Origin of the sequence: Phytopseudomonas flavescens, assembly GCF_900100535.1 — a bacterium.
GTDB lineage: Bacteria > Pseudomonadota > Gammaproteobacteria > Pseudomonadales > Pseudomonadaceae > Aquipseudomonas > Aquipseudomonas flavescens.
This window is the reverse complement of record NZ_FNDG01000010.1, coordinates 72,697-97,155: the sequence shown is the minus strand read 5'-3', so window position 1 is coordinate 97,155 and position 24,459 is coordinate 72,697. Positions and strand designations below refer to the sequence as shown.

General features: G+C 66.1%; 27 protein-coding genes. 19 read left to right on the top strand and 8 right to left on the bottom strand.

Annotation, left to right across the window (positions count from 1 at the left end; translation table 11 throughout):
* Positions 1-90 precede the first annotated feature (90 nt).
* From BLR94_RS27185 to BLR94_RS14490, 5 genes are all read left to right on the top strand, one after another.
* Positions 91-327, top strand: coding sequence for a hypothetical protein (locus tag BLR94_RS27185; RefSeq protein ID WP_139207454.1), 237 nt, complete (start codon positions 91-93; stop codon positions 325-327).
* A gap of 98 nt (positions 328-425) precedes the next feature.
* Complete coding sequence (locus tag BLR94_RS14505; protein ID WP_084306703.1) at positions 426-1,085, top strand: TetR/AcrR family transcriptional regulator; 660 nt, start codon at positions 426-428, stop codon at positions 1,083-1,085.
* Complete coding sequence (locus BLR94_RS14500; RefSeq protein WP_084306701.1) at positions 1,085-1,672, top strand: IMPACT family protein; 588 nt, start codon at positions 1,085-1,087, stop codon at positions 1,670-1,672. Before BLR94_RS14505 ends, BLR94_RS14500 begins: the two co-directional genes overlap by 1 nt.
* 59 nt (positions 1,673-1,731) lie before the next feature.
* Entirely contained in the window at positions 1,732-2,226 is a 495-nt protein-coding gene (locus BLR94_RS14495) for a YbaK/EbsC family protein (protein ID WP_084306699.1), read from the top strand.
* A gap of 13 nt (positions 2,227-2,239) precedes the next feature.
* Positions 2,240-3,172, top strand: a complete 933-nt coding sequence (locus BLR94_RS14490) for a 2-hydroxyacid dehydrogenase (RefSeq protein ID WP_084306697.1) — start codon at positions 2,240-2,242, stop codon at positions 3,170-3,172.
* Positions 3,173-3,489: 317 nt separating this feature from the next.
* Here BLR94_RS14490 and BLR94_RS14485 read toward each other — a convergent pair whose 3' ends face one another.
* From BLR94_RS14485 to mpl, 3 genes are read right to left on the bottom strand one after another with little or no spacing between them, the layout of a single operon-like run.
* A complete protein-coding gene (locus BLR94_RS14485) occupies positions 3,490-3,783 on the bottom strand; it encodes a YceK/YidQ family lipoprotein (protein WP_084306695.1) in 294 nt (97 codons plus the stop codon).
* Positions 3,776-4,408 carry a flavin prenyltransferase UbiX gene (gene ubiX / locus BLR94_RS14480; protein WP_167359761.1) on the bottom strand — a complete coding sequence of 211 codons (633 nt, stop codon included), beginning with the start codon at positions 4,406-4,408 and terminating at the stop codon, positions 3,776-3,778. The genes BLR94_RS14485 and ubiX overlap by 8 nt, the downstream gene beginning before the upstream one ends.
* A gap of 2 nt (positions 4,409-4,410) precedes the next feature.
* Positions 4,411-5,763, bottom strand: a complete 1,353-nt coding sequence (mpl, locus tag BLR94_RS14475; RefSeq protein WP_084306691.1) for a UDP-N-acetylmuramate:L-alanyl-gamma-D-glutamyl-meso-diaminopimelate ligase — start codon at positions 5,761-5,763, stop codon at positions 4,411-4,413.
* A 251-nt stretch (positions 5,764-6,014) separates the two neighbouring features.
* Here mpl and BLR94_RS14470 point away from each other — a divergent pair, with 251 nt between their 5' ends.
* From BLR94_RS14470 to BLR94_RS14405, 14 genes are all read left to right on the top strand, one after another.
* Complete coding sequence (locus BLR94_RS14470; RefSeq protein ID WP_084306689.1) at positions 6,015-6,884, top strand: M90 family metallopeptidase; 870 nt, start codon at positions 6,015-6,017, stop codon at positions 6,882-6,884.
* A gap of 207 nt (positions 6,885-7,091) precedes the next feature.
* Positions 7,092-8,144: an ABC transporter substrate-binding protein gene (locus BLR94_RS14465; RefSeq protein ID WP_084306687.1), complete on the top strand. Its 1,053-nt coding sequence runs from the start codon at positions 7,092-7,094 to the stop codon at positions 8,142-8,144.
* Positions 8,145-8,483: 339 nt separating this feature from the next.
* Complete coding sequence (locus tag BLR94_RS14460; protein ID WP_084306685.1) at positions 8,484-9,407, top strand: ABC transporter permease; 924 nt, start codon at positions 8,484-8,486, stop codon at positions 9,405-9,407.
* Positions 9,407-10,204, top strand: coding sequence for an ABC transporter permease (locus tag BLR94_RS14455; protein WP_090423715.1), 798 nt, complete (start codon positions 9,407-9,409; stop codon positions 10,202-10,204). The genes BLR94_RS14460 and BLR94_RS14455 overlap by 1 nt, the downstream gene beginning before the upstream one ends.
* Positions 10,205-10,350: 146 nt before the next feature.
* Positions 10,351-11,811: an NAD-dependent succinate-semialdehyde dehydrogenase gene (locus BLR94_RS14450; protein ID WP_084306683.1), complete on the top strand. Its 1,461-nt coding sequence runs from the start codon at positions 10,351-10,353 to the stop codon at positions 11,809-11,811.
* A 119-nt stretch (positions 11,812-11,930) separates the two neighbouring features.
* A complete protein-coding gene (locus BLR94_RS14445) occupies positions 11,931-13,019 on the top strand; it encodes an ABC transporter ATP-binding protein (protein WP_084306681.1) in 1,089 nt (362 codons plus the stop codon).
* 167 nt (positions 13,020-13,186) lie between these two features.
* Positions 13,187-14,476, top strand: a complete 1,290-nt coding sequence (gene gabT / locus BLR94_RS14440; RefSeq protein ID WP_084306679.1) for a 4-aminobutyrate--2-oxoglutarate transaminase — start codon at positions 13,187-13,189, stop codon at positions 14,474-14,476.
* A gap of 52 nt (positions 14,477-14,528) precedes the next feature.
* On the top strand, positions 14,529-15,215 hold the full coding sequence (locus BLR94_RS14435; protein WP_084306677.1) for an HAD family hydrolase: 687 nt from the start codon (positions 14,529-14,531) through the stop codon (positions 15,213-15,215).
* Positions 15,216-15,254: 39 nt separating this feature from the next.
* Positions 15,255-15,746, top strand: coding sequence for an Lrp/AsnC family transcriptional regulator (locus tag BLR94_RS14430; RefSeq protein ID WP_084306675.1), 492 nt, complete (start codon positions 15,255-15,257; stop codon positions 15,744-15,746).
* Positions 15,747-16,077: 331 nt separating this feature from the next.
* Positions 16,078-16,704 carry a helix-turn-helix domain-containing protein gene (locus tag BLR94_RS14425; RefSeq protein WP_084306673.1) on the top strand — a complete coding sequence of 209 codons (627 nt, stop codon included), beginning with the start codon at positions 16,078-16,080 and terminating at the stop codon, positions 16,702-16,704.
* A 34-nt stretch (positions 16,705-16,738) separates the two neighbouring features.
* Complete coding sequence (locus tag BLR94_RS14420; protein WP_084306671.1) at positions 16,739-17,485, top strand: ABC transporter substrate-binding protein; 747 nt, start codon at positions 16,739-16,741, stop codon at positions 17,483-17,485.
* Between the two features lie 74 nt (positions 17,486-17,559).
* The gene (locus tag BLR94_RS14415; RefSeq protein WP_084306669.1) at positions 17,560-18,210 is read left to right on the top strand and encodes an amino acid ABC transporter permease; all 651 of its coding nucleotides are present in this window, start codon (positions 17,560-17,562) and stop codon (positions 18,208-18,210) included.
* The gene (locus BLR94_RS14410; protein ID WP_084306667.1) at positions 18,207-18,938 is read left to right on the top strand and encodes an amino acid ABC transporter ATP-binding protein; all 732 of its coding nucleotides are present in this window, start codon (positions 18,207-18,209) and stop codon (positions 18,936-18,938) included. The genes BLR94_RS14415 and BLR94_RS14410 overlap by 4 nt, the downstream gene beginning before the upstream one ends.
* A 10-nt stretch (positions 18,939-18,948) precedes the next feature.
* Entirely contained in the window at positions 18,949-20,244 is a 1,296-nt protein-coding gene (locus BLR94_RS14405; protein WP_084306665.1) for an NAD(P)/FAD-dependent oxidoreductase, read from the top strand.
* Positions 20,245-20,281: 37 nt separating this feature from the next.
* Here the strand turns inward: BLR94_RS14405 and BLR94_RS14400 are convergent, their stop codons facing one another.
* From BLR94_RS14400 to BLR94_RS14380, 5 genes are all read right to left on the bottom strand, one after another.
* Entirely contained in the window at positions 20,282-20,998 is a 717-nt protein-coding gene (locus BLR94_RS14400; protein WP_084306663.1) for a cupin domain-containing protein, read from the bottom strand.
* Positions 20,999-21,109: 111 nt separating this feature from the next.
* Entirely contained in the window at positions 21,110-22,393 is a 1,284-nt protein-coding gene (locus BLR94_RS14395; RefSeq protein WP_084306661.1) for an NAD(P)/FAD-dependent oxidoreductase, read from the bottom strand.
* 59 nt (positions 22,394-22,452) lie between these two features.
* The gene (locus BLR94_RS14390; protein ID WP_084306659.1) at positions 22,453-23,157 is read right to left on the bottom strand and encodes an HAD-IA family hydrolase; all 705 of its coding nucleotides are present in this window, start codon (positions 23,155-23,157) and stop codon (positions 22,453-22,455) included.
* Between the two features lie 49 nt (positions 23,158-23,206).
* Positions 23,207-23,422, bottom strand: a complete 216-nt coding sequence (locus BLR94_RS28185; RefSeq protein WP_279615860.1) for a GMC family oxidoreductase N-terminal domain-containing protein — start codon at positions 23,420-23,422, stop codon at positions 23,207-23,209.
* A 19-nt stretch (positions 23,423-23,441) separates the two neighbouring features.
* A complete protein-coding gene (locus BLR94_RS14380) occupies positions 23,442-24,359 on the bottom strand; it encodes a LysR substrate-binding domain-containing protein (RefSeq protein WP_084306655.1) in 918 nt (305 codons plus the stop codon).
* Positions 24,360-24,459: the final 100 nt, after the last annotated feature.

The following is a 24,459-nucleotide window of genomic DNA, read 5'->3' as shown; positions in this document are numbered from 1 at the left end:
CGGCGATGGCGATGCAAGGGGGGTCTGGCAGCTAATCTGTCAGGCTGGCCTGCCACCGTCTTTCCACCCCTGCGGATGCAAGGAGGACACATGCCCAGCCGTCGCCATTTTCTCCAGGGCGGTGCCCCTTGCAGCCAGTGTGCGCTGGCTGCCGTCCACGGCCTTCGCCGTCTCGCCACCGCCAACCCGCTCGATCTGGTCGACAACCTCAAGGCCGGCCAGGGCCGGCTGCCAGATGCGGCCATGCGCAGGCGGATCGTCCAGGCCTGTTGCCGAGTACGCCGGCCTCCGGCTTCGACACGAGAGCAGGTTGCAGCGCCGAGCTGAGAAGTGGCGGCACTTTTTCTGCATCCGTGCTTGTCACTGCGTCGGCGGTGGGTTATCTGTTCATCCGCCCGCTCCATGATCAACCCGGAATCGCTTCGATGACCCTTTACGTTCCTGCCCATCGCGCCACTCCCGACAAGCCGGCCAGCCGTATCCGGCAGAAGAACGAAGAGGCGATCATCAGCGCCGCGGAAGAGCAGTTCGCTCGCCACGGATTCAAAGGCACCAGCATGAACACCATCGCCCAGGCGGTGAATCTGCCCAAGGCCAACCTGCATTACTACTTCAACAACAAGCTGGGCTTGTACCTGGCGGTATTGAGCAACATCCTCGAACTGTGGGACAGCACATTCAACAACCTGAGCGCAGAGGACGATCCGGCAGAAGCCCTGGAACGCTACATCCGCGCCAAGATGGAATACTCACGCCGCTACCCGAAAGCTTCGCGCATCTTCGCCATGGAAGTGATCAGTGGTGGCGAGTACCTGTCGCAGTATTTCAACCAGGATTACCTGGCCTGGTTCCGCGGTCGCGCCGCGGTGTTCGAGAGCTGGATCGCCGCCGGCAAGATCGACCCGGTGGATCCGCTGCACCTGATCTTCCTGCTCTGGGGCAGCACCCAGCATTATGCCGACTTCGGTTCGCAGATCTGTCGTGTCCGTGGCCGCTCGCGCCTGACCAAACAGGATTACCAGGCCGCCGCCGACAACCTGGTGCGCATCATCCTCAAGGGCTGTGGTCTGAAACCGAGCGTCTGATGCCCTTTCTGTTACTCGCGCCTTGCGACTACCGCGAGGAAATCCGCAAGAGCCGCTTTCTCGCCCAGGCCCGCGCCATCGCCGATACAGGGGACGCTCAGGCGTTCATCGAGCAAGCCAGCGACCCGGGCGCGTCCCACAACTGCTGGGCCTGGAAGATCGGCCAGCAGTATCGTTTCAGCGACGACGGCGAACCCGGTGGCACGGCAGGCAGGCCGATCCTCGCGGCCATCGAAGCCCAGGGCTTCGATGGCGTGGCCGTGGTGGTGACGCGCTGGTATGGCGGCATCCAGCTCGGTACCGGCGGCCTGGCCCGTGCCTATGGCGGCAGCGCCAACAAGTGCCTGCAGCACGCCGAGCGCCAGGAGCAGGTTGCACGCCTCTCCTGTACCTGCCACTGCGGATTCGCCGAGCTGGCGTTGCTCAAATCGCGCCTGGGGGAGTTCGCCGCCGTGCTGGAGCAGGAAATCTTCGACGCCCATGGCGCCGAGCTGCAACTGGCCGTGCCGCCGGCACAGATCGAAGCCCTGCAGCGCCTGCTCGCCGACATCAGCCGCGGGCGCAGCCGCCTGCGATTACCTGGCTGAGGCTTGACCTCGCCGCGCATGACGCGACATGGTTGTGGCTTTGCACCGGGAGCCGCCCCATGAGCCTGCACTCCGTTCGCGCCTTCTTCGCCGAGAAGGCGCCCGACCTGCACGTCATCGAACTCGACACCAGCACCGCTACCGTGGCCCTGGCCGCCGAGGCCCACGGCGTACAGCCCGGGCAGATCGCCAAGACCCTGGCCTTGCGCATGGGCGGGCGCAACCTGCTGATCGTCGCCCGTGGCGATGCGCGCATCGATAACCGCAAGATCAAGGAAACCTTCGGCGGCAAGGCCAAGCTGCTCGATGCCGACACCGTACTCGCCCTGACCAGCCACCCGGTCGGCGGCGTCTGCCCGTTCGGCCTCGCCACGCCACTGCCGGTGTACTGCGATGTGTCACTGCGCGCGTTCGACGAAGTGGTGCCGGCTGCGGGATCTATCCACAGCGCGGTGCGAATCGCCCCGGCGCGTATGGCCGAGCTGGTCGAAGCCGAGTGGGTGGATGTATGCCAGTCGCTGCCCGTTGAAAACCGCGAAGTCGCCGCCCCCTGACCCTGGAGCCACCATGAAACCGCACCTGCTGATTCTCAACCCGCTCAGCGAGGCCAGCCTGGCGCGTATCGCCGAGCGCTTCGAGGTAACCCATGCGCCGAACGCCGCCGCGCGGACAGCGGCCATCGCCGAGCACGCCGACAGCGTGCAGGCGGTACTGACCATCGGCACCATCGGCCTGACCGGCGAGGAAATCGCCCGCCTGCCGAAGCTGGGCTTCGTCGGCACCCTCGGCGTGGGCTATGAAAAGGTCGACCTGGAGGCAGCCCGTGCCCGTGGCATCGCCCTGAGCAACGGGGCTGGCAGCAATGCCGACTGCGTCGCCGATCACGCCATGGCTCTGCTGCTGGCCGCCATTCGCGATGTGCGTCGGCTGGACGTCGCCTGCCGCGCCGGCATCTGGCGCGATGCGCTGCCGATGACCGATGGCGTGTGCGGCAAGCGCCTGGGCATTCTCGGCCTCGGCGCCATCGGCGAAAAACTCGCCCGCCGCGCCGCGGCCTTCGACATGCCGGTGGCCTATCACAACCGCTCGGCCAAGCCGGGCAGCCCGCACCGCTACTTCGCCAGCGCCCTGGAACTGGCGCGCTGGAGCGACTGCCTGGTGGTGGCCATTCCTGGCGGCGCCTCGACCTTCCATCTGGTCGACGCCGAGGTGCTCGACGCCCTGGGGCCGCAGGGTTATCTGGTCAACGTGGCGCGCGGCAGCGTGGTGGACACCGCCGCGCTGGGCCGTGCACTGCGCGAAAAACGCATCCGTGCCGCGGCGCTGGATGTCTACGAGAGCGAGCCGCTGCCGCCCAGTGAACTGCTCGACCTCGACAACCTGACCATCACCCCGCACATGGGCGGCAACTCGCCCCAGGCGCTGGAGCAGTCGCTAACGCAGTTCCTCGGCAATATCGACCGGCATTTCCGTGGCGAGCCGCTGCTGACGCCGATCTAAGCCTGAAGCGAGCGCGGTCTCACACCAATTCGTAGGGTGGATCGGGGCGCGTCGCTGACGCTTCACCCATCCACCGTTTCTATGACCGCAATGGTGGACAAAAAGAGCGTTGACTGCGCGTCCCGGTCCACCCTACGGGGCGACAGGCCGTCTCCGCCTGTAGAGATTAGTGGGAGCGGGCGGGGACGACCAGTCCATGCCCGCGAAAAGTCACGGGCATGGCCCATTCCCACAGGTAATACACTTCCGACCGTAGGATGGGTCGGGCCGCGTAGGTGCAACCCATCAAGAAACCACCCTCGCCCGGTCAAAACAGCCTACCCACCACCGCGGACCTGCAAACCAATGCCCAGAGCCTTGGCCAGCGACAGCGGCAACAGCAGGGTATCGAGCAAGGCACTGGCCGGCAGGTCCACCGCGGCATAGCCAGGCGCTTCGGCACCGAAACGCTCGACCGGGCAGCAACCGCCTTGCAGCGCATACCAGTCCAGCCGAGTACCGGCGTAAACCACTGGCGCACCGGGCTTGGCGGCGTCCAGGGTACGCGCGGTGGCACAGCCGCCCAGGTGCAGGCAGGCCAGCAGGACCGCGCAGAGCGCGTGCTTACTCATCGCCACTGTTGAGGTGATGCTCGCCCCAGCGCGGCAGCATGTCCTGGGGGATATTCAGGCAGTTGAGGATGCGCGCGACGACGAAGTCGATCAGGTCGTCCAAGGTCTGCGGCTGGTGATAGAAGCCTGGCGAGGCCGGCAGGATGGTCACGCCCAGGTTGGAAAGCTTGAGCATGTGTTCCAGGTGAATGCTCGAGTACGGCGCCTCGCGGGGTACCAGGATCAGCTGGCGGCGCTCCTTGAGGGCCACGTCGGCGGCACGCTCGATCAGGTTGTTGCAGGCACCGGTGGCGATCGCCGACAAGGTGCCGGTGCTGCACGGCACCACCACCATGGCCGAGGGCGCGCCGGAGCCGGAGGCCACCGGGGCCATCCAGTCTTCCTTGCCGTAGACACGAATCTGCCCGTCGGTGGCACCGGTGTATTCGGTGAGAAACGCCTGCATGGCCTGGGGCTTGGCCGGCAGGCTGACGTCCGTCTCGGTGGCCATCACCAATTGCGCGGCCTTGGAGATCAGGAAATGCACTTCCCGGTCTTCACGCACCAGGCAGTCGAGCAGCCGCAACCCATACTGCGCACCGGAGGCGCCGGTCATGGCGAGAGTGATGCGCTCCGGTCCGGCCACGCTCATGCCTCCAGCGCCGCGGCCAGCTTGACGTGCAAGCCGCCGAAGCCACCGTTGCTCATGATCACCACCTGGGTGCCGGGACGCACCAGCGCCTTGACCCCAGCGATGATCGCCTCCAGCGAATCGCAGACCTGAGTCGGATTGGCAGCGCCAGCCACGGTAGCCGCCAGATCCCAGCCCAGGTTCGGCGGCGCGTACCAGAACACCGCATCGGCCTGCTCGGCGGACTCGGCCAGGCCATCGCGATGGGCGCCGAGTTTCATGGAATTGGAACGCGGCTCGATGATCGCGATGACCTGCTCGTCGCCAACCCGCTTGCGCAGGCCGTCGAGGGTGGTGGCGATGGCTGTCGGGTGGTGGGCGAAGTCGTCGTAGAGGGTCACGCCCTTCACTTCGGCGACCTTTTCCATGCGCCGCTTGGCATTGATGAAACGTCCCAGCGCCTCGATGCCCAGCGCCGGCACCACGCCGACATGCCGCGCGGCAGCCAGCACGGCCAAGGCATTGGCGACGTTGTGCTGGCCGGTGAGCCCCCACGCCACCACGCCCTCGACCTTGCCATCGACACTCACCTCGAACCGCGAGCCGTCGGCAGCCAGCAGGCGCGCCTGCCACTGGCCGCCGTCGCCAGTGGTCTGCACGGGCGTCCAGCAGCCCATGCCGATCACCCGCGCCAGCGCGGTTTCGCTGGCCGGGTGGATGACCAGGCCTTCGCCGGGAATGATCCGTACCAGGTGGTGGAACTGCCGCTCGATGGCCGCCAGATCCGGGAAGATGTCCGCGTGGTCGAACTCCAGGTTGTTGAGGATCGCGGTGCGCGGGCGATAGTGGACGAACTTGCTGCGCTTGTCGAAGAACGCGCTGTCGTACTCGTCGGCCTCGACCACGAAGAACGGCGTATCGCCCAGGCGTGCGGAAATGCCGAAGTTCTGCGGCACGCCACCGATCAGGAAACCCGGCGCCATGCCCGCATGCTCGAGCACCCAGGCGAGCATGCTCGAACTGCTGGTCTTGCCGTGGGTGCCAGCCACCGCCAGTACCCAGCGGCCCTGCAGCACATGGTCGGCCAGCCACTGCGGCCCCGACACGTAGGGCAGCCCCTGGTTGAGCACGTATTCCACCGCCGGGTTGCCCCGGCTCATGGCATTGCCCACCACCACCAGGTCGGGGGCCGGCTGCAGGTGGGCCGGATCGTAGCCCTGCAGCAGCTCGATGCCCTGGGCCTCGAGCTGGGTGCTCATGGGCGGGTAGACGTTGGCGTCGGAGCCGGTGACGCGATGGCCCAGCGCCTTGGCCAGCACCGCCAGCGAACCCATGAACGTACCGCAGATGCCGAGAATGTGGATATGCATGAAAACCTCGAAAACAGGCGCGCCGCAGGCCGGGCGAACCGAGTGAAAACATGGCCGCAGATTAGCACAGCGGCGCCCCGCATCCTGCCTGCCAGGCGTCCCCAGGCGCGCAAGACTCAGTCGCGTGGCGCTGCCAGGTGCATCTGCCAGGCAAACAGGCATCCCATTGCCCTCAGCGCGTAACGCCTGCGCGCTTGCGGTAAGCGAATGGTCTGCTTAAGGTGACGCCACCCTGCCATCGAGCTTTTGTCATGTGGTCGTTCAGTGCCTGGCGCCGTCGCCGCCTCCTCTCTCGCCATCCGCTCAGCGACAGCAGCTGGGCCGTTGTGCGCCAGCGCCTGCCGATTCTCGACGGCCTCAGCGAAGAAGAGCAGCAGCGCCTGCGCGAACGCGCCGTGCTGTTTCTGCACGGCAAGCACCTGACCACGCTGCCCGGCCTCGAACTGGATCACCACGACCGCCTGACCCTGGCGACGCTGGCCGAACTGCCGCTGCTCGGCCTGGCCGAGCTGAACTGGTACCAGGGCTTCCACGAGGTGGTCCTCTACCCGGACGACTTCGTCAGCCCGCAACGGCACCGCGACTCCGGCGGCATCGAGCATGAATGGAGCGGTGAACACAGTGGCGAAGCCTGGCAACAGGGCCCGGTGATTCTCGCCTGGCCCGGCGTGCAGGCCAGCGGCGACTGGGAAGGCTACAACCTGGTGATCCACGAACTGGCGCACAAGCTGGACATGCTCGGCGGCGACGCCAACGGCCTGCCGCCGCTGCACGGCAATATGGATGTCCAGCAATGGGCCAGCGCCATGCAGCACGCCTTCGACAGCCTGAACGCCGAGCTGGACGCCGATGAGCAGGCGCAGACCGCTATCGACCCCTACGCGGCGGAGAACCCCGCCGAATTCTTCGCGGTGACCAGCGAATACTTCTTCAACGCCCCCGACCTGCTCGACGAAGCCTTTCCGGCGGTGTACGCCCAGTTGCGCCTGTTCTATCGCCAGGATCCGCTGGCGCGTCTGCGCCAGCTGCAGGCCGAGCACCCGGACTACCGGGGCGCCGAGCCGCCCCGCGCGGACGACGGCCCTGCCGCGCCCGCCGAGGACACCAGTACCGCTCATTGATTGCGCGCCGTGCGCTACCAGCGCTGGCGCCGCTCATGGCAACGCAGGACATGCTGCGGCCTCCCGTCATTTCGCAATAAAACCCCTGTGCAGCCGTCGATTTGTGCGCGTTTCGGCCTGGGCCTTCGCCGTACATTAGGGCGACCTGCTCGCGCCGAGCGATTCGCCCCTCGTCGCCCCAACCTGCCGACTACCTGGAGAGCCACCATGACCACCCCACGTAGCAACGCGTTCACTCGAGCGGGTCTTGCCCTGCTGGTCAGCGCCAGCGCCCAGGCCTTCGCCGAAGACATTACCTTCGTCTCCCAGGGCGGCGCCTACCAGGAGGCGCAATCCAGGGCGATTCTCGAGCCCGCGGCCAAGAAACTCGGCCTGACCCTCAAGCAGGACAGCTCACCCAAGGCCTACCCGATCATCAAGACCCAGGTGCAAAGCGGCAAGGTCAGCTGGGACGTGGTCGACCTGCCGACCGGCGACTGCATTCGCGGCCAGCAGGAGGGTCTGTTCGAGAAACTCGACCTGGCGCTGATCCCCAACGCCGCCAAACTGCCGGCCGAACTCAAGGACGCTTACAGCGTCGGCTACATCAGTTACTCCACCGTGCTGGCCTACCGCACCGACGCCTTCGACGCGGACACGGCGCCAAAGACCTGGGCGGATTTCTGGGATACCGAGAAATTCCCCGGCCAGCGTTCGCTGCGCAACCTACCGCGCCCGACCCTGGAAATCGCCCTGATGGCCGACGGTGTGGCGCCCGACATGCTCTACCCGCTGGACGTCGACCGGGCGTTCAGGAAGCTCGAGGCGATCAAGCCGCACATCGCCACCTGGTGGACCTCCGGCGGCCAGTCTGCGCAGTTGATCAGCGACGGCGAAGTGGACATGATCCAGGCCTGGAACGGCCGTATCACGGCGGTACAGGCCGATGGCGCGCCCGTGGCCTTCGACTATGCCCAGGGCGTGCTGGAAACCAATTCGCTCTGCGTGCTGAAGGGCTCGGCGCACAAGGACGCGGCGATGAAATTCGTCAATGAAGCCATCGATGCCAAGCTGCAGGCCGCCCTGCCCCTGATCATCGACTACGGCCCGCTCAACCCGGAGGCCTTCGACACCGGGATCATTCCGAGCGAGCGTGCCGGCAAGCTGCCGTCATCCCCCGCCAACCTCTCCCGCCAGGCGGTGCTGTCCGCGCAATGGTGGGCGTCGCCGGCCGGCGTCGAAGCCGAAGAACGCTGGCTGTCCTTCGTACAGAAGAAATAGCCGCCCTCGTCCATGGGCCAGCGACGCCCTGCACTGCGATGCCGTCGCCAGGTCGATACGCCCCGAGCGCAGGACATGCCGCGCAGCGCCTGCAATTCGCAACAAAGCGCTGGCCGGGGCACCGTCAACGACCGCTTCCTGCGTGACGATCCCGATACAGTGAATGCCGGCGGCGCGCCAGGGCTACCGGCCCCTCGACGAGGTTCGGCCAGGCAGCATCCGGACCGCGGGCGCCGCCACGCGCTGCGCAGGCAGCGGCCCCATGGCCCGAGCCTGGCAGGGTCAACCATCCACTCATGCTGGCGTAGCGTCAGCCCGCAGCCGTGACGAGGGTTCGACATGAGCAATGCCTATCTCGCCAAAGCCTTGCAGGAGGGCGGCCGGCCAGTGCCGCCAGCCAGCAACGCCCAGGCGCTGCATCGCGAAGAACGCAAGGAGCACGCCTCGATGCTGTTGCTGCTGTTGCCGGCACTGATCATGGTGGTGGTGCTGCTGATCCTGCCGCTGTGTTGGCTGGCCTTGCAGTCCGTGTACAGCGAGGGCGGCTTTTCGCTGGCCAACTACCTGCGCATCTTCGAAGAAACCATCTACTGGGACACCTTCGCCCTGACCTTCAGGATCAGCGTGCTGGTCACCCTGCTGTCGATCCTGATGGGTTTTCCGATCGCCTACGCAGCCTCACGCCTGCAGGGTTTCTGGGCCAACCTGATTCTGCTCTGCGTCATCCTGCCGTTCTGGACCAGCGTGCTGGTGCGCTCCTACGCCTGGCTGGTGCTGCTGCAGCGGCGTGGGGTGGTCAACCAGACGCTGATCGATCTGGGCATCATCGACCAGCCCCTGAACCTGATGCACAACACCACGGGCACCGTGATCGGCACCCTGCACGTGATGCTGCCGTTCATGGTGCTACCGCTCTACGCGGTGATGAAGAAGATTCCGCAAGACCTGCTGCAGGCCTCCGACAGCCTGGGGGCCAGGCCGTTCTACACCTTCCGCCGGGTGTTCCTGCCACTGGTGGCACCGGGCGTGATGGCCGGCTCGATCCTGGTGTTCGTGATCTGCCTGGGCTTTTTCATCACCCCGGAACTGCTCGGCGGCGGGCGCACCATCCTGGTGTCGATGCTGGTACAGCGCAACGTCGAGCTGTATCACGCCTGGGGCGCGGCGAGTGCCGTCGGCCTGGTGCTGCTGCTGGTGGTGTTCCTGATCTTCTGGGGCATCAACCGCTTCATTGCGATCGAACGCATCCTCGGAGCACGCTGATGAAACTGCTGGCCACCCTGCGCCACCTGCGCCTCTCCCAACTGCTGTTCGGCCTGCTGGTGACCGTCATCCTGCTTTACCTGATCATCCCCGTGCTGATCGTGGTGCCGATGTCGTTCTCCGAGGCGCGCTTCCTGCAGTTCCCTCCCAAGGAATGGTCACTGCGCTGGTACAGCGCGTTCTTCCAGAGCGCCGAATGGATGTCCGCGGCACGGGTCAGCCTGATCACGGCGGTACTGACCACCGCCATCAGCCTGCCGATCGGCATGGCGGCGGCCTATGCGATCAACAACTCGAGCCTCAAGGTGATCCGCGCCGTGCAGATCATCCTGCTGTTGCCGATGATGGTGCCGATCATCCTGATCGCTGCCGGCGTGTTCTTCGTCTACGCCCGGGTCAGTCTGGTCAGCACCCTCAGCGGGCTGGTGCTGGCGCACATCATGCTGGCCCTGCCCTACGTGATCATCGCCCTGCTCGCCGGCCTGCGTAACTTCGACATGTCCCAGGAAATGGTCGCCCGCAGCCTGGGCATGAACCGCTTGCGCGCCTTCATGGCGGTGACCCTGCCGCAGATCAAGCCGAGCCTGGTATCGGCGACCCTGTTCGCCTTCATCACCTCGCTGGATGAAACCGTGGTGGCGCTGTTCATCTCCGGCGGCGACAACCAGACCCTCACCAAGCGCATGTTCACCGCCCTGCGCGACGAAATCGACCCGACCATCGCGGCCATCAGTTCGCTGCTGATTCTGGCCTCGTTGCTGCTGGTGGTCATCGCCGGGCGCAACAAGCCGTCGTGATCCCCGCTGGCCCGACGGCGGCAGAGGCTGCTGCCAGGGCCGCCAGTTCGGCAGCAAACGCCCTGCCCGGGCGGTATATCGGCATCGGCCAGCGGCCGTGCGTTCTTACAATCGAAGCATCGTTCAGCCCCCACGGACATCCGATCATGTTGAGACAGCAATTGCGTGACCCTTCCCTCCTCGTCGAGCGCGCCTACGTCAATGGCCAGTGGATCGAGGCCGATGACGGCGGCACCCTGGCGGTCGGCAACCCGGCGGACGGCAGCGTCATCGCCCAGGTTCCGGCGCTGCAGGCAGCGGAAACCAAACGCGCCATCGCCGCCGCCGAGGCGCGTTTCGGCAGCTGGCGGGAGGTGCCGGCGGCAGAGCGCGCCGCGTTCCTGGAAGCCTGGTACCGGCTGATCATCGACAACCAGGAAGACCTGGCCCTGATCATGACCGCCGAACAGGGCAAGCCCCTGGCCGAGTCCCGTGGCGAAATCGCCTACGGCGCCAGCTTCGTCAAATGGTTCGCCGAAGAGGCCCGGCGCATCTACGGCGACACCATTCCCTCGCCCAGCGCCGACCGCCGCATCCTGGTGCTCAAGCAAGCCATCGGCGTGGTGGCGGCCATCACCCCCTGGAACTTCCCGAACGCGATGATCACCCGCAAGTGCGCGCCGGCACTCGCCGCGGGCTGCCCCGTACTGGTCAAGCCCTCGGAGATGACGCCGCTGTCGGCCCTGGCCCTGGCGGTGCTGGCTGAACGCGCCGGCATTCCCGCCGGGGTTTTCAACGTGCTCACCGGGATGCCCGCCGGCATCGGCGGCGAGATGACCGGCAACCCGGCGGTACGCAAGTTGTCGTTCACTGGCTCCACGCGCATCGGCCAGTTGCTGATGAGCCAGTGCGCCTCCAGCATCAAGCGCCTGAGCCTGGAGCTGGGTGGCAACGCCCCGTTCATCGTATTCGACGATGCCGACCTCGACCTGGCGATCGCCGGGGTGATGCAGAGCAAGTTCCGCAACGCCGGGCAGACCTGCGTTTGCGCCAATCGCATCCTGGTGCAGGACGGCATCTACGAGCGTTTCGCCGAGCGGCTGAGCGCCGCGGTGACCGAGCTGCGGGTCGGCGATGGCCGCCAGGCCGGCACCACCATCGGCCCGCTGATCAACGCGGCGGCGGTCGCCAAGGTCAGCGCGCATATCACCGATGCGCTGGACAAGGGGGCACGCGTGGTGACCGGCGGCCTGCCGCAGGGTGACGATCTGTACGTGCGACCGACCGTGCTGCGCGACGCCAGCGCCAGCATGCTGCTGGCCAACGAGGAAACCTTCGGCCCGGTCGCCCCGCTGTTTCGCTTCAAGGATGAAGCCGAGGCCCTGGCACTGGCCAATGCGACGCCCTATGGCCTGGGCGCCTACTACTTCACCCAGGACATGCGCCGCGCCTGGCGGGTCGGCGAGCGCCTGGAGTTCGGCATGGTCGGTCTGAATACCGGGGTGATCTCCATGGAGGTGGCGCCATTCGGCGGCATGAAGCAGTCCGGCACGGGCCGCGAAGGCTCCAAGTACGGCCTGGACGAATTTCTCGAGATCAAGGCCTGGCACATCGGCGGCCTGGGCTAGGCGCGCGCAGCAGATCCTGTTCTCCCGGTCGTGCAAAACGGCACGAACCGGTTCTGCGCCTGTGTTCCCATCAACCGCTCGGACACTCGGTAATCCCGTCCAGTACAGGAGCATGCGCCATGAAGTTCACCCAGGGTTTCGAATCGGTCAGCGTCAACCAGGTCTGCAAGAACTACGGCAGCCTCAGCGCCTTGAAGGACGTGAACCTCGACGTCGAAGCGGGAGAGTTCATGTCGTTGCTCGGCCCCTCCGGCTCGGGCAAGACCACCCTGCTGAGCATCCTCGGCGGTTTCATCCGGGTCAGCTCCGGCAACATTCTGTTCGGCGAGCGTGACGTCACCCTGATGCCGCCGCACAAGCGCGAGATCGGCGTGGTATTCCAGAACTACGCCCTGTTCCCGCACATGACCGTCGGCGAGAACGTCGCCTTTCCCCTGCGTGCCCGTGGCGAAAGCGCCAGCAAGAGCCGCGCGCGGGTGCAGCAGGCGCTGACCACCGTGGAACTCGGCGGCTACGAGGAGCGCGACATCGCCGCGCTCTCCGGTGGCCAGCGCCAGCGGGTGGCGCTGGCGCGTGCCATCGTCTTCGAGCCCAAGCTGATTCTCATGGACGAACCGCTGTCGGCACTCGACAAGCAGCTGCGCGAAACCATGCAGATCGAGCTGCGCGCCCTGCACAAGCGCCTGGGCGCCACCATGATCTACGTGACCCATGACCAGCGTGAAGCCCTGACCATGAGCGACCGCATCGCCATCATGCGCGGCGGCCAGCTGGTGCAGGTCGATACGCCGCGGCGCCTGCACGATCATCCCGCCGATGACTTCGTCGCCAGTTTCATCGGTGAAAGCACCCTGGTGCCGCTGCAGCGCGGCGCCGACAACAGCCTGACCCTGGGCGGCACGGCCCTCAGCACCACCCGCCCGATCCCGTCTTCGGGCGAGCTGCTGCTGGCCCTGCAGGCGGAAAAGCTGCTGCTCGACAACGACAGCGCCGGCCCCGAGTGGAACCGCCTGCGCGGCCGGGTTTCCGACATCGTCTTCCAGGGTGAAAGCCTCAAGGTGTTCGTCGACCTGGAGGGCGGGCCGACGGTCAGCCTGCGCCAGGCCAGCCACCACGAGGGCAACCTGAGCCTGCCGCCGATCGGCTCGCCACTGCTGATGCGCCTGCATCCCGAAGACACCATCGTGGTGCCCCGCACCAGCCGCTGAATGTCCGCCTGCCGCTCGCCCCTGGGCGGCCTCCAGCCGAATGTGTCGCGCGCGGCAGCCAAAACAGCCGATCACTGCGTTGCCCGGGCGAAGTTCAGCGCTTGTGGCTCCGGGCCCCCCCTATGCTGGTCACAGCCCCGCCGGCGACGGCGCTCATGGAGATCAAGATGAATTCTGCATCGACCGAGAACCAGCGCCTGCTGGCCCTGCGCGACCAGCACGTGCCCCGTGGCATCGCCACCGCCCACCCGCTGGTCGCGGCACGCGCCCGCGGCGCCGAGCTGTGGGACGTGGACGGCAAGCGCTACCTGGATTTCGTCGGCGGTATCGGCGTGCTCAACGTCGGCCACAATCATCCACGGGTGGTCGACGCGGTGCGCCGCCAGGTCGGCGAGCTGTCCCATGCAAGCTTCCAAGTGGTCGCCTACGAGGCCTACCTGCAGGTCGCAGCCCGTCTGAATGCGATGATCGGCGGCGACGCGCACTACAAGAGCGTGCTGTTCACCACGGGCGCCGAAGCAGTGGAAAACGCCATCAAGATAGCCCGCGGCTATACCAACCGCAGCGCGGTGATTTCCTTCCGGGGCGGCTTCCACGGCCGCACCCTGCTGGGGGTCACCCTGACCGGCATGAGCCAGCCCTACAAGCAGAACTTCGGCCCCTTCCCGGCGGAGATCTACCACGCGACCTACCCCAACGAATTTCGCGGCATCGGCAGCGACCAGGCCCTGGCCGAACTGGACGAACTGTTCGCCACCGACGTCGCGGCGGATCGCGTGGCCGCGATCATCATCGAACCGGTACAGGGCGACGGTGGCTTCCTCGCGGCGCCCAAGGGGTTTCTCCAGGCCCTGCGGGCGCGCTGCAGCGAACACGGCATCGTGTTGATCCTCGATGAAATCCAGGCCGGCTTCGGGCGCACGGGACGCATGTTCGGCTTCCAGCACGCCGACATCCAGCCGGACCTGGTCACCGTGGCCAAGAGCCTGGCCGGCGGCATGCCCCTGTCGGGGGTGGTCGGCCGTGCCGAGATCATGGACGCGCCCAGCCCCGGCGGCCTGGGCGGTACCTATGGTGGCAATGGCGTGGCCTGCGCGGCGGCCCTGGCGGTTCTCGAGCTGTTCGAGCAGGAGGACCTGCTGGCTCAGGGCGAGGCACGGGCCAAGCAACTGCGTGAAGGACTGCTGGCCTTGCAACGGCGCTACCCGCGCATTGGTGACGTGCGTGGCCTGGGCTTCATGCAGGCGATCGAAATGGTCAGCGACGACGCCAGGCAGAGCCCGGACGCGGCACTCGCCCAGGCGGTCATCGACCAGGCCCGGCATGCCGGGCTGCTGGTGATCAAATGCGGCGTGCAACGCAACGTGGTGCGTTTCCTCGCGCCCCTGGTGACCACGCCTGAACAGTTGGCCGAGGCCCTGCGGATGCTCGACCAGGCCCTCGCGGCCGCTTGCTGAGGCCGGAGGCTGTCCCATGCCGGCAGTGTGATGCGCGACTCAGGAGTGAGCCATGAAAGTTACCCAGTACAAGGCGCTGGGCTTTTCCCTCGGCACCGTGGTTGATCGCGAACGGGGCATCCTCGATGGCCTGCGGTCCCTCGCGGTGCACAGCACGCGCGCCACCAGCGACGAGCAGTTGCTGCAGGCCTACCGGCAGCTGGCCAGCGAGCTGTCGCACGGCGACGAAGCGCTCAGCAGCGCCTCGCTGCATGCCCGGCTGTACCAGCGCATGGCGCAACAATTGCTAGTCATTCCCGACTGGGAGGCGCATGTGGCGTTCAGTAACTCCACTGCCCAATGGCCGATTTTCGAAGACGCCCCCGGCGCGTTGCAGTACCTGAGCAAGTTCTATCGGCTGCTGCTGGTCGCGCCTCCCCATGGCAGCGACGTGCAGGCTCTGCTGCGGCGCCTGCCGGTGGCCTTCGACGCGGTCGTCGAACCGAACGGCGAAGACTGGCACCGCAGCCTGGAAGGCGAACTGCAACGGCTGCAGTTGGTGCGCCCGGAGCTGCTGCCGGTGCGCAGCACGGAAGCAGACGACCCCTGGGCGCAACGGGTGGACTTCCCCGTCTGCACCTTGCGCCGGGACAACCGGTCACCCTGGAACCGCTCACCGCAAGCCCTGGATGGCAAGCGCTGCGAATACGCCAGCCTTGCCGACCTGGCGCACGCCCACCAGTTGGCACTGCACGCATGACGACACGGATGCGAGATCGAACACTGCGAGGATTGAATGATGGACGCGGCAACCAAGCTCGACCGAATCGATATCAACATCCTGGTTCAACTGCAGAAAGACGGCCGCATGACCAACGTCAGCCTCGCCGAGGCGGTGGGCCTGTCGCCCAGCCCCTGCCTGCAACGCGTCAAACGCCTGGAGGCCGCCGGCTACATCAGCGGCTACGAGGCCCATGTCAACCTGGCCAAGTTCGCCAACTCGGTCACCGTCTTCACCGAGGTGACGCTCGGCGACCACAAGCGCGCCGACTTCGTCAAATTCGAGTCGAGCATCCGCCACATCGATGAAGTGCTCGAATGCCACCTGATCAGCGGCGGCTACGACTACCTGGTGCGTTTTCTGTGCAGCAGCATCCAGCACTACCAGGAGTTGATGGAGTCGATCCTCGACAGGAACATCGGCATCGACAAGTACTTCAGCTACATCGTCATCAAATCGCCGGTGGTCAAGAGCACGGTGCCGCTGCGCAGCCTGGTGCGCGCCGTCTGAGGCCACCGCAGGCGCAGGGTGGAGCGGTGCGCGTAGGCGACGCTTGGCGACACGCCCCGATCCACCCGACGGCCGCCTGCGCCACCAGCCGCTCCGGGAGCCGACCCGCCATGGGCGCTTCGCGCTGATCGTCAGTGTGTGGAATCACCACGCTACCGCCCCTTCCCCACCGCGCCGCACAGAAACACCGCAAAGTCGGGCAGGCATGCTCCAGCGCCGTGCACGCGCTCGCCTGCTGGATCACAGGCCCCTTACAGCGCCTGGGGAGACGACATGGCGCGAGACTTGCTTTGTGAAAATTACACATTATTGAAAATTTCACAGAGCAGCCATGGCACCCGACAGCGACGATTCGCCCCAAGACCACTCAGCGCAGCGAATCAATACCTTTATCGATATCTGGCTCGGCGAGCAGCTTCGCCACCGCCGCAAGCAGTTGGGCAAGCCACTGAAGGCGGTCGCCGAGGCGGTGGGCATATCGGTCAGCCTGCTCAGCCAGGCGGAACGCGGCCTGCGTTCGCTGTCCCTGCGCACGCTCAGCACGCTGTCCCGGGAGCTGGCGCTGCCCATGGAGCAGCTCATCCGCAACACCCAGGCAGCCGGCAACGAGGCCGGCGGCACGGTGGTGCGCGCCGGCCAGCATCCGCTGATCGACGTGCAGACACGCCGTATCCACAAGGAGAACCTGACGCCGCCGGGCTCGGCCGGCGGCGTCGAGCTGTACCGGGTGGTGATCGAGCCGGAGGGCTCCACTGGCGAAGGGCTGTTCACCACGCAACGCAGCGAGCAGGTCGGCTACATCATCGAGGGCCAGTTGGAGCTGGTGATCGAGGATCGCCTGCTGCGCCTGCACACCGGCGACAGCTTCTGCTACGACGGCGCCACCCCGCGCCGCTGGCGCAACCCCGGCACGCGTTCGACGACGGTCATCTGGACCATCGCCCGCAAGACTTCCTGAACCGCTACCCGCCCTTCACCAGAGGTAATGCACCATGAAAAATCGCTTGATGATTGCCACCCTGTTCTCGGCGCTGACACTGGCGAGCGGCGTCGGCCACGCCGACAGCGTGAAAGTGGCGGCGACGCCGACCGGTAGCCCGTTCACCTTCCTCGACACCAGGAGCAACAGCATCGAAGGGGTAATGGTCGACATCGTCAAGGCCGTCGGCAAGGAGGCCGGCTTCGAGGTGCAGATCGAACCCATGCAGTTTTCCGCCCTGATCGGCTCGCTGACCGCCAGGCGCGTCGAGCTGATCTCGGCCGCCATGTTCATCACCGATGAACGCCGCAAAGTGGTCGACTTCTCGACCCCCGTCTACAGCTATGGCGAAGGCGTGGTGGTGCCCAGCGAGGACACCACCGCATACACCGAAATGGCCCAGCTCAAGGGCAAGCGCGTTGGCGTCCAGGTCGGCACGGCCTTCGTCGCCGCACTGCAGGACAGTGGCCTGTTCAGTGACGTGAAGCTCTACGACACCACGGCCGACCTGCTGCGTGACGCGAATGCCGGCCGCATCGACGTGGCCGTGCTGGACGCCCCCATCGCCGCCTATGCCATCGCCCAGAAGCACTTCCCCAACCTGCGCCTGGTAACCAGCTACAAACCGACCCTGGTCAACGATATCGGCATCGCCGCACGCAAGGACAACCCCGAGCTGCTGGGCAGAATAAACCGCGCCCTGGAAAAGCTGCAGGCCGACGGCACCATCGCCGGCATCGTCAGCAAATGGGGCCTGTAAGACGGCACCGGCCACTTTTCCGCGTACTCCACGGCAGCGGCATGCCGCCGCCGTGACGACTCGAGAGGCTTTTCATGTCCGAATTCCTGCAACGCTGCGCCGAGTACCTGCCGATTCTGCTGCAGGGAGCCTGGCTGACCATTCAGGTAACCGTCGGCTCGCTGCTGCTGTCTACCCTGCTCGGCCTGGTCTGGGCCACCATGCGGGTCTCGGGGATCACCGCGCTGGTCTGGATCAGCAGTTCGATCATCAACCTGCTGCGCGGCATTCCGATCATCGTGCTGCTGTTCTACATCTACTTCGTGATGCCTGACTTCGGCCTGTCGCTGAGTGCCCTGCAGGCCGGCATCATTGGCCTGGGCATCGCCTACTCGGCTTACCAGGCGGAAAACTTTCGCGCCGGTATCGAGGCCATCGACAAGGGCCAGCTGGAAGCGGCCGAAGCGATGGGCATGAGCTGGTGGCTGATGATGCGCCGGGTGGTGCTGCCCCAGGCATTTCGCATCGTGCTGCCGCCTTATGGCAACACCATGATCATGATGCTCAAGGACTCCTCCCAGGCTTCCACCATCACCGTTGCCGAACTCGCCCTGCAGGGCAAGCTGATCGCCACATCCACCTTCCAGAACGCCACGGTGTTCACCCTGGTCGCGCTGCTCTACCTGATCATGTGCGTGCCACTGATCCTGCTGGTGCGCCACTTCGAGAAACGGGGGCAGCAATGATCGAGATCAGCGGGCTGAAAAAGGCCTACGGCAACCTGGAGGTCATCAAGGGCGTGGACGCCACCGTCGCCAAGGGTGAGGTGGTATGCATCATCGGCCCATCCGGCTCGGGCAAGTCCACCATTCTGCGCTGCATCAATGGTCTGGAAAGCTATCAGGGCGGGCGCATCACCATCGATGGCCAGCGGGTGGAACGCGGCTCGGCGAGCATCAAGGCGATCCGCAGCGAAGTGGCGATGGTGTTCCAGCGCTTCAACCTGTTCCCGCACCGAACCGTGCTGGAGAACGTCATCGAAGGGCCGGTCTACGTGAAGGGCGAAAACCGCGCGCAGGCCATCGCCCATGCCAGGGAACTGCTGGCCAGCGTTGGCCTCGCGGAAAAGGCCGACGCCCATCCGAACCAGCTGTCCGGCGGCCAGCAGCAGCGCGTGGCGATTGCCCGGGCGCTGGCCATGCGGCCAAAGGCGATCCTCTTCGACGAGCCGACCTCGGCCCTCGACCCGGAGCTGGTCGGCGACGTGCTCGGTGTCATGCGCCAGTTGGCCGAGTCAGGCATGACCATGGTGGTGGTCACCCACGAGATGCAGTTCGCCCGTGAGGTCGCCGATCGCATCCTGTTCATCGACGGCGGGCGTGTCGTCGAGCAGGGCATCGCCCAAGACCTGCTGAACGCTCCCCAGCACCCGCGTACGCAGGATTTCCTGCGCCGTGTCTTGAATCCGCTGTGAGGCGCAGAGCATGAACGGAGAGTATTTCCCGCTGCGCCATAGCTTGTGGGCGGCAACCGCCATCGCCGCGCCGCGAACCGATACGCTGCAAGCCTCCCTGAAAGCCGATGTGATCATCGTCGGCGCCGGCTATTGCGGGCTGAGCACCGCCCTGCACCTGGCCGAGCAAGGTGTCGACGTGGTGGTACTGGAGGCGCAGGAGATAGGCTTCGGCGGTTCAGGACGCAATGGCGGCCAGGTCATTCCAGGCCTGAAGTACGATCCCGGCGAACTGCTGGCGCGCTTTGGTGCAAAGGATGGCCAACGCCTGGTCGACTTCGCCGGCGGCACCGCGGATGCCGTGTTCGAGCTGATCGACAAACATGCGCTGGACGTACCCCGGGTGCGCCTGGGCTGGATCCAGGGCGCGCACAATGCGCAGGCCATGCAACTGGCCGAGCGCCGCGCCCGGGACTGGTCCGCCCAGGGCGTGGCCACCGAGCTGCTCGACCGAAACCAGGCCGAACGCCTGCTGGGTACCGGTAAGTACCTGGGCGGCTGGGTCGACCCTCGCGGCGGCGGCATCCAACCGCTGAGCTACGCCCGCGAGCTGGCCCGGGTGGCGATGGCCGCCGGCGCACGCCTGTTCACCGAGTCACGGGTCACCACCCTGAAGCGCACCGGCAGCCAATGGACGGCCACCGTGGCAGGGGGCGGTCACGTCAGCGCAGAACGGGTGCTGCTCTGTACCAACGGCTACACCGACGATCTATGGCCGACCCTGCGCAAGACCATCATCGACGCCAACTCCTTCCAGGTGGCGACTGCGCCCCTGCCGGAGGCCATACGGCGCACGGTATTGCCGCACGGCCATGTCAGCTCCGACGCACGCAATTTGCTGCTCTACTACCGCATCGATCACACCGGCCGTTTGCTGATGGGCGGCCGCGGTACCTTCCAGGAGCCGGATCCGGCGCGACGGGATCACTGGTCGCATCTCGAGGCAGCGGTGGGCAAGCTGTTCCCGCAGGTCGCCGGCATTCCCTTCGAGTATCGCTGGTGCGGCCACGTCGCCGTCACCCGGGACTACCTGCCGCACCTGCACGAACCGGCGCCCGGCCTGCTCATCGATATCGGCTGCCAGGGCCGCGGCGTCGGCCTGCAGACGCGCATGGGGCAGGCGCTGGCCCGCTATCTGCTCAGCGATGACCGCCAGGGGCTGCCGGTGCAGCCCTCGGGCATCAAGGCCTTTCCGCTGTATGGCATGCGCCGGCTGTATATCGCCGCCGTGATCGCCTGGTACCGCATCAGCGACGGCGGCGTGTGAAGCAAAAGCACCCGCCGCCATGGCGGCGGGCGCCTGCTCAAGCGAGGATGCAGAACAGCTTCTTCACCGCCACGTCGTTGCGCCAGGCGTTGCTGGCACCGGCGGGTATGAGGATGGCTTCGCCAGCCTTCACCTCGTAGCGCTTCCCGCCCGGCGTGGCGAAAGCCACGCTGCCTTCGTAGAAGTACATCAGTTCGCTGTAGCCCGGTTCGACCTGCCGGCGCGCATAGGCTGTGCAGCTCCATATGCCGATGCGCAGGCAACCGCCACTGGCGAACTGGGTGTGGCTGCGAGCGACCGGCTCGGGCGTCAGCAGCACCTCGGCCGACGGCGGGCGGCACGGCTGCAGGCCGGCATGCGCATCGATCTTCAACGCCCGGGCCGGCATATCGCCCAGGCTGGCAGGGCCATTGAACGCCACGAAGATGCGCCGCAGTTCGCCGTGGTGCCACCAGCGCAGATTCGCCCCGCGGGGAACGACCAGGGTTTCACCGGCCGACACCGTCAGCGCATAGCCATCACCCTCGATATGCAGGGTGCCGGCCTCGATGATGCTCAGCTCGACCCAGGGGTAATCACTGAAGCTGCGGTCGCTGTCCATGGCCCTTGCCACGCCGGTGACATAGCCCTGCCGCGGTTCCTGGAAGTGGACATGGCGTCCCTCGGCCAACGGGTCGTCGATCAACCGGCTCGCGGTCTCGTCAGGCAGGCGGCGCGCGGCGGCGGGCTGGGCGAAATGCACAATGGGAATCATGGGCTCACTTCATTCGGCAGGAGGAGCCGGCCCGGCAAGGCCGACCCGGAATAGATCGACCTAGGGTCTGTTGACGTTTCACCCACGGCCGCGCTGAAACCTCAACAGACCCTAACGGCCAATCACATCGAGAAACTGCTGCCAGCCCGCGGCCAGGCGAACGCCGGGCGCGCGGAAGGCATGCAAGGGAATCGGCCTGAAGCCCTGGCCGGCAAGCAGGCCCAGCTCGAGCTGTTCGCCAGCGCTCATCGCCGCCAGTTGCCTGCCCATCCAGGTCGACATCGCCACCCCGCCACCGTTGTAGCCAATGGCATAGAAGCTGCGCTCGTCGAGCTGGCCGGCATGCGGCAGGTAGTCCAGGGTCATGGCCACCAAGCCCGACCAGCGATGGTCGATGGCGTAGTCGCGCAGGACCGGAAAGACCCCTGCCAGGCTGCGCTGCAGGTCATCGAAGGCGCTGCGCGAGTCGTTTTTGCCGAATGCCCCGCGCCCGCCAAAAATCAGCCGGTCGCCCACCACCCGGAACCAGCGAAGCATGCGCTTGGTATCGCCACAGACCTGGCCGCCCGGCATCAGGCTGGCCAGCACGGTGGCCGGCAGCGGTTGGGTGGCGATGATCGCACTGCGAAACGGGATCAGCCGGCGGTGCAACGTAACGGTTGCCCGGGTCTGGTCCGAGTAGCCATTGGTGGCGTAGATCACCTGCCGGGCACTGATTCGCCCCTGGGGCGTGTGCACGATGACTCGCCCGCCCTCATGCACGACGCGCTCGGCGGGCGTATTGATGAACAGCTTCACGCCCCTGTCGAGCAGATGCTGCGCCATGCCACGCGCATAGTTGAGTGGATGAATGCCGCCCGCCTTCGGGGTCAGCAGGCCGCCGGCAAACACCGTCGAGCCGGTCAGCTCGCGCACCTGCCCGGCGCCGATCATCAACGAGGATTCATCGCCGGTCTCGCGCCTGATCCAGTTGGCGGTCGCCTCCAGGCCCGCCAGCGCATGTACGTTGTGCGCGGCCGCGATGTGCCCGCTCAACTTGAACTGGGCGTGGCTCAGGCCGAGTGTTTCCACCGTCTCCGCCACGCTGTCCACCGCCGCATGACCGGTCCGGTACAGGTGCAGGGCCGTGTCACGCCCGAAGCGCCCCATCAGGGTGGAAAAGCCGACGCGAAACTTCGGCGACACCACGCCGCCATTGCGGCCACTGGCGCCCCAGGCCAGGGTATTGGCCTCGACGATCAGCGGCTCGCGGCCACTCAGGACGATGTGCCTGGCCGCCGAGAGGCCGGTATAGCCGGCCCCGATGATCACCACATCGCACTGCCGGTCGCCCTGCAGCGATTGCAGTGCGGGTGCAGGTTGGGCGGTGGCCGCCCATAAGCTCTGAACAGTCATGCCAGCCTCTTGGCCACATTGGAGACGACGCCCACGGCCCGGCCGAGGCGCCGGGGGAATCAACCCAGCTCGTTTTCCACGGCATCGGCCAGTTGTGCCAGCGAGGTGAAATGGTAATGCGGCTGGGTATGCACCGACTCCAGGGTGCCGCCGCTGCCCTTCTGGGCGTGACGGCGCTCGATCCAGCAGACCTGGTAACCCAGGCGCACGGCCACGCCAATGTCGTGGTACTGGCTCTGCGCAGTGTGCAGGATGTCCTCGAAGAGAATGCCTTGCGTCGCCAGGGCGCCACGCACATAGCCGAAGTACTGCGGGTCGGGCTTCTCGAAACGCGAGTCGTCGATGGTGAATTCGAAATCGAACGGCTGATCGAGGGTCTTGGCCATGTGGTCCAGCGCCCAGCGCCGGGCATTGGTCATCGCCACCAGCTTGTAGTGCTTGCGCAGGCGCTTGAGCGCTTGCACCGAATCCGGGAACGCTGGCCAGTTCTTCACCGAGGCGGCCAGGCCTTTCGCATAATCGTCGTTGTCCGGCAGCCCCAGCGCCTCGGCCATCAGGTGGTAACAACGCTCCAGGTCATCGGGGAACCAGCCGGAATCGTCCTTGGCGCGTGCCTCGCGGTAGGCCTTGAGAATGTCGTCGTCGCTGAGGGCCTCTCCGGCATCGCCCGCCACGCCCCGCACATGGGCCAGGATGCCGGCTTCGAAATCGATCAGGGTGCCGACGACGTCGAACGTCAGGGCTTTGAATGGCGAGAAAGACATGGGGCGCTCCGCTGGATGGGCATGGAAGTGGAACCGTCTGGTGATTTCATTATCGGCGGCCCCTCTCACGCAATATTCCGTTTTGCCAGCCCCGCGAGGCATAACCTACCGTTTTTTTACCCGTGGCCGCCCGGCTCTGCTCAACGGCCGATACGGCAATCGACGGCTGCGCCATCAGGTTGGCGCCGACGCCGGGACGATCCGCCAGTACGTCGATGCCCTGCACCAGCAGCTCGGCACCCGGGCCGATGCCGCTGCGCAACAACGCCGCAACAACGGCCCCGTCACGGCCGTTCCAGCGCCGCGAATGGCAAGCGCGTGGCCAGTTGCCGAGCCAGGTAGTGGGCGAACTGGGAAATCCGTGGCGGGACATGTCGACGGTGCCGATACACCGCGTAGATGTCCGCCCGAGGCGCCTGGTACGCCTCGAGCAACGGTTGCAGCAGGCCGCTCTCCAGGTGCTGCTGGACATCCCAGCGCGAACGCAGGATAAGCCCGTGGCCCTCCAGGGCCAGGCTCACCGCGACGTCGCCGTCGTTGCTCGACAAGGTGCCGCTGACCTTGTGGGTGTATTCCTGCCCGTCGCGGCGAAACCGCCAGATGGCATAGTCGCTGCCGAACTGACGAAGGATGATGCAGTTGTGCTGCGCCAGGTCGCTCACCCTGGCCGGCGCGGGCATGCGCTCGAGGTAGGCCGGCGAGGCACAGAGAATCCGCGGATTCTCCAACAGGCGCAGGCCGATCAGGCGCGAATCCGGTGGATCGCCCATGTACACCCCGAGGTCGAACTGGTCGTCGAGCAGAGATAACGGCTGGCTGCTCAGCTCCAGAGAGATCTCCAGCGCCGGATGCAGGTACGCGAAACGCGACACCAACGGTGCCAGGTGACGCCGGCCGAAGCCCAGGGTGGCGTTGATGCGCAGGCGTCCCTGCAGGGTCTGCTGCTGGCTGTTCAGCGCGCTTTCCAGCTCTTCCAGCTGCCGCAGGATGGGGCGCCCGCCCTCCAGGTACAGGGAGCCCTCCGGCGTCAGCGACAAGCGTCGCGTGGTGCGCTGCAGCAACTGCACGCCCAGGCGCGCCTCCAGCTGGCTGAGGCGCTTGCTCACCGCCGGCAGCGACAGGCCCAGGTGACGCGCGACCTCGGTGAGGCTGCTGCAGGTCGCCACCCATTGGAAGAAGCTCAGATCGTCGATAGCGCTCACGGATAGTTTCCTTTTTTTCAACAATCGTTTTCGCCGGAAGCCAATTATTAAATCAGGATCACTGCTTACACTGGGCATCGTTGTTCATCAACCACCGGAG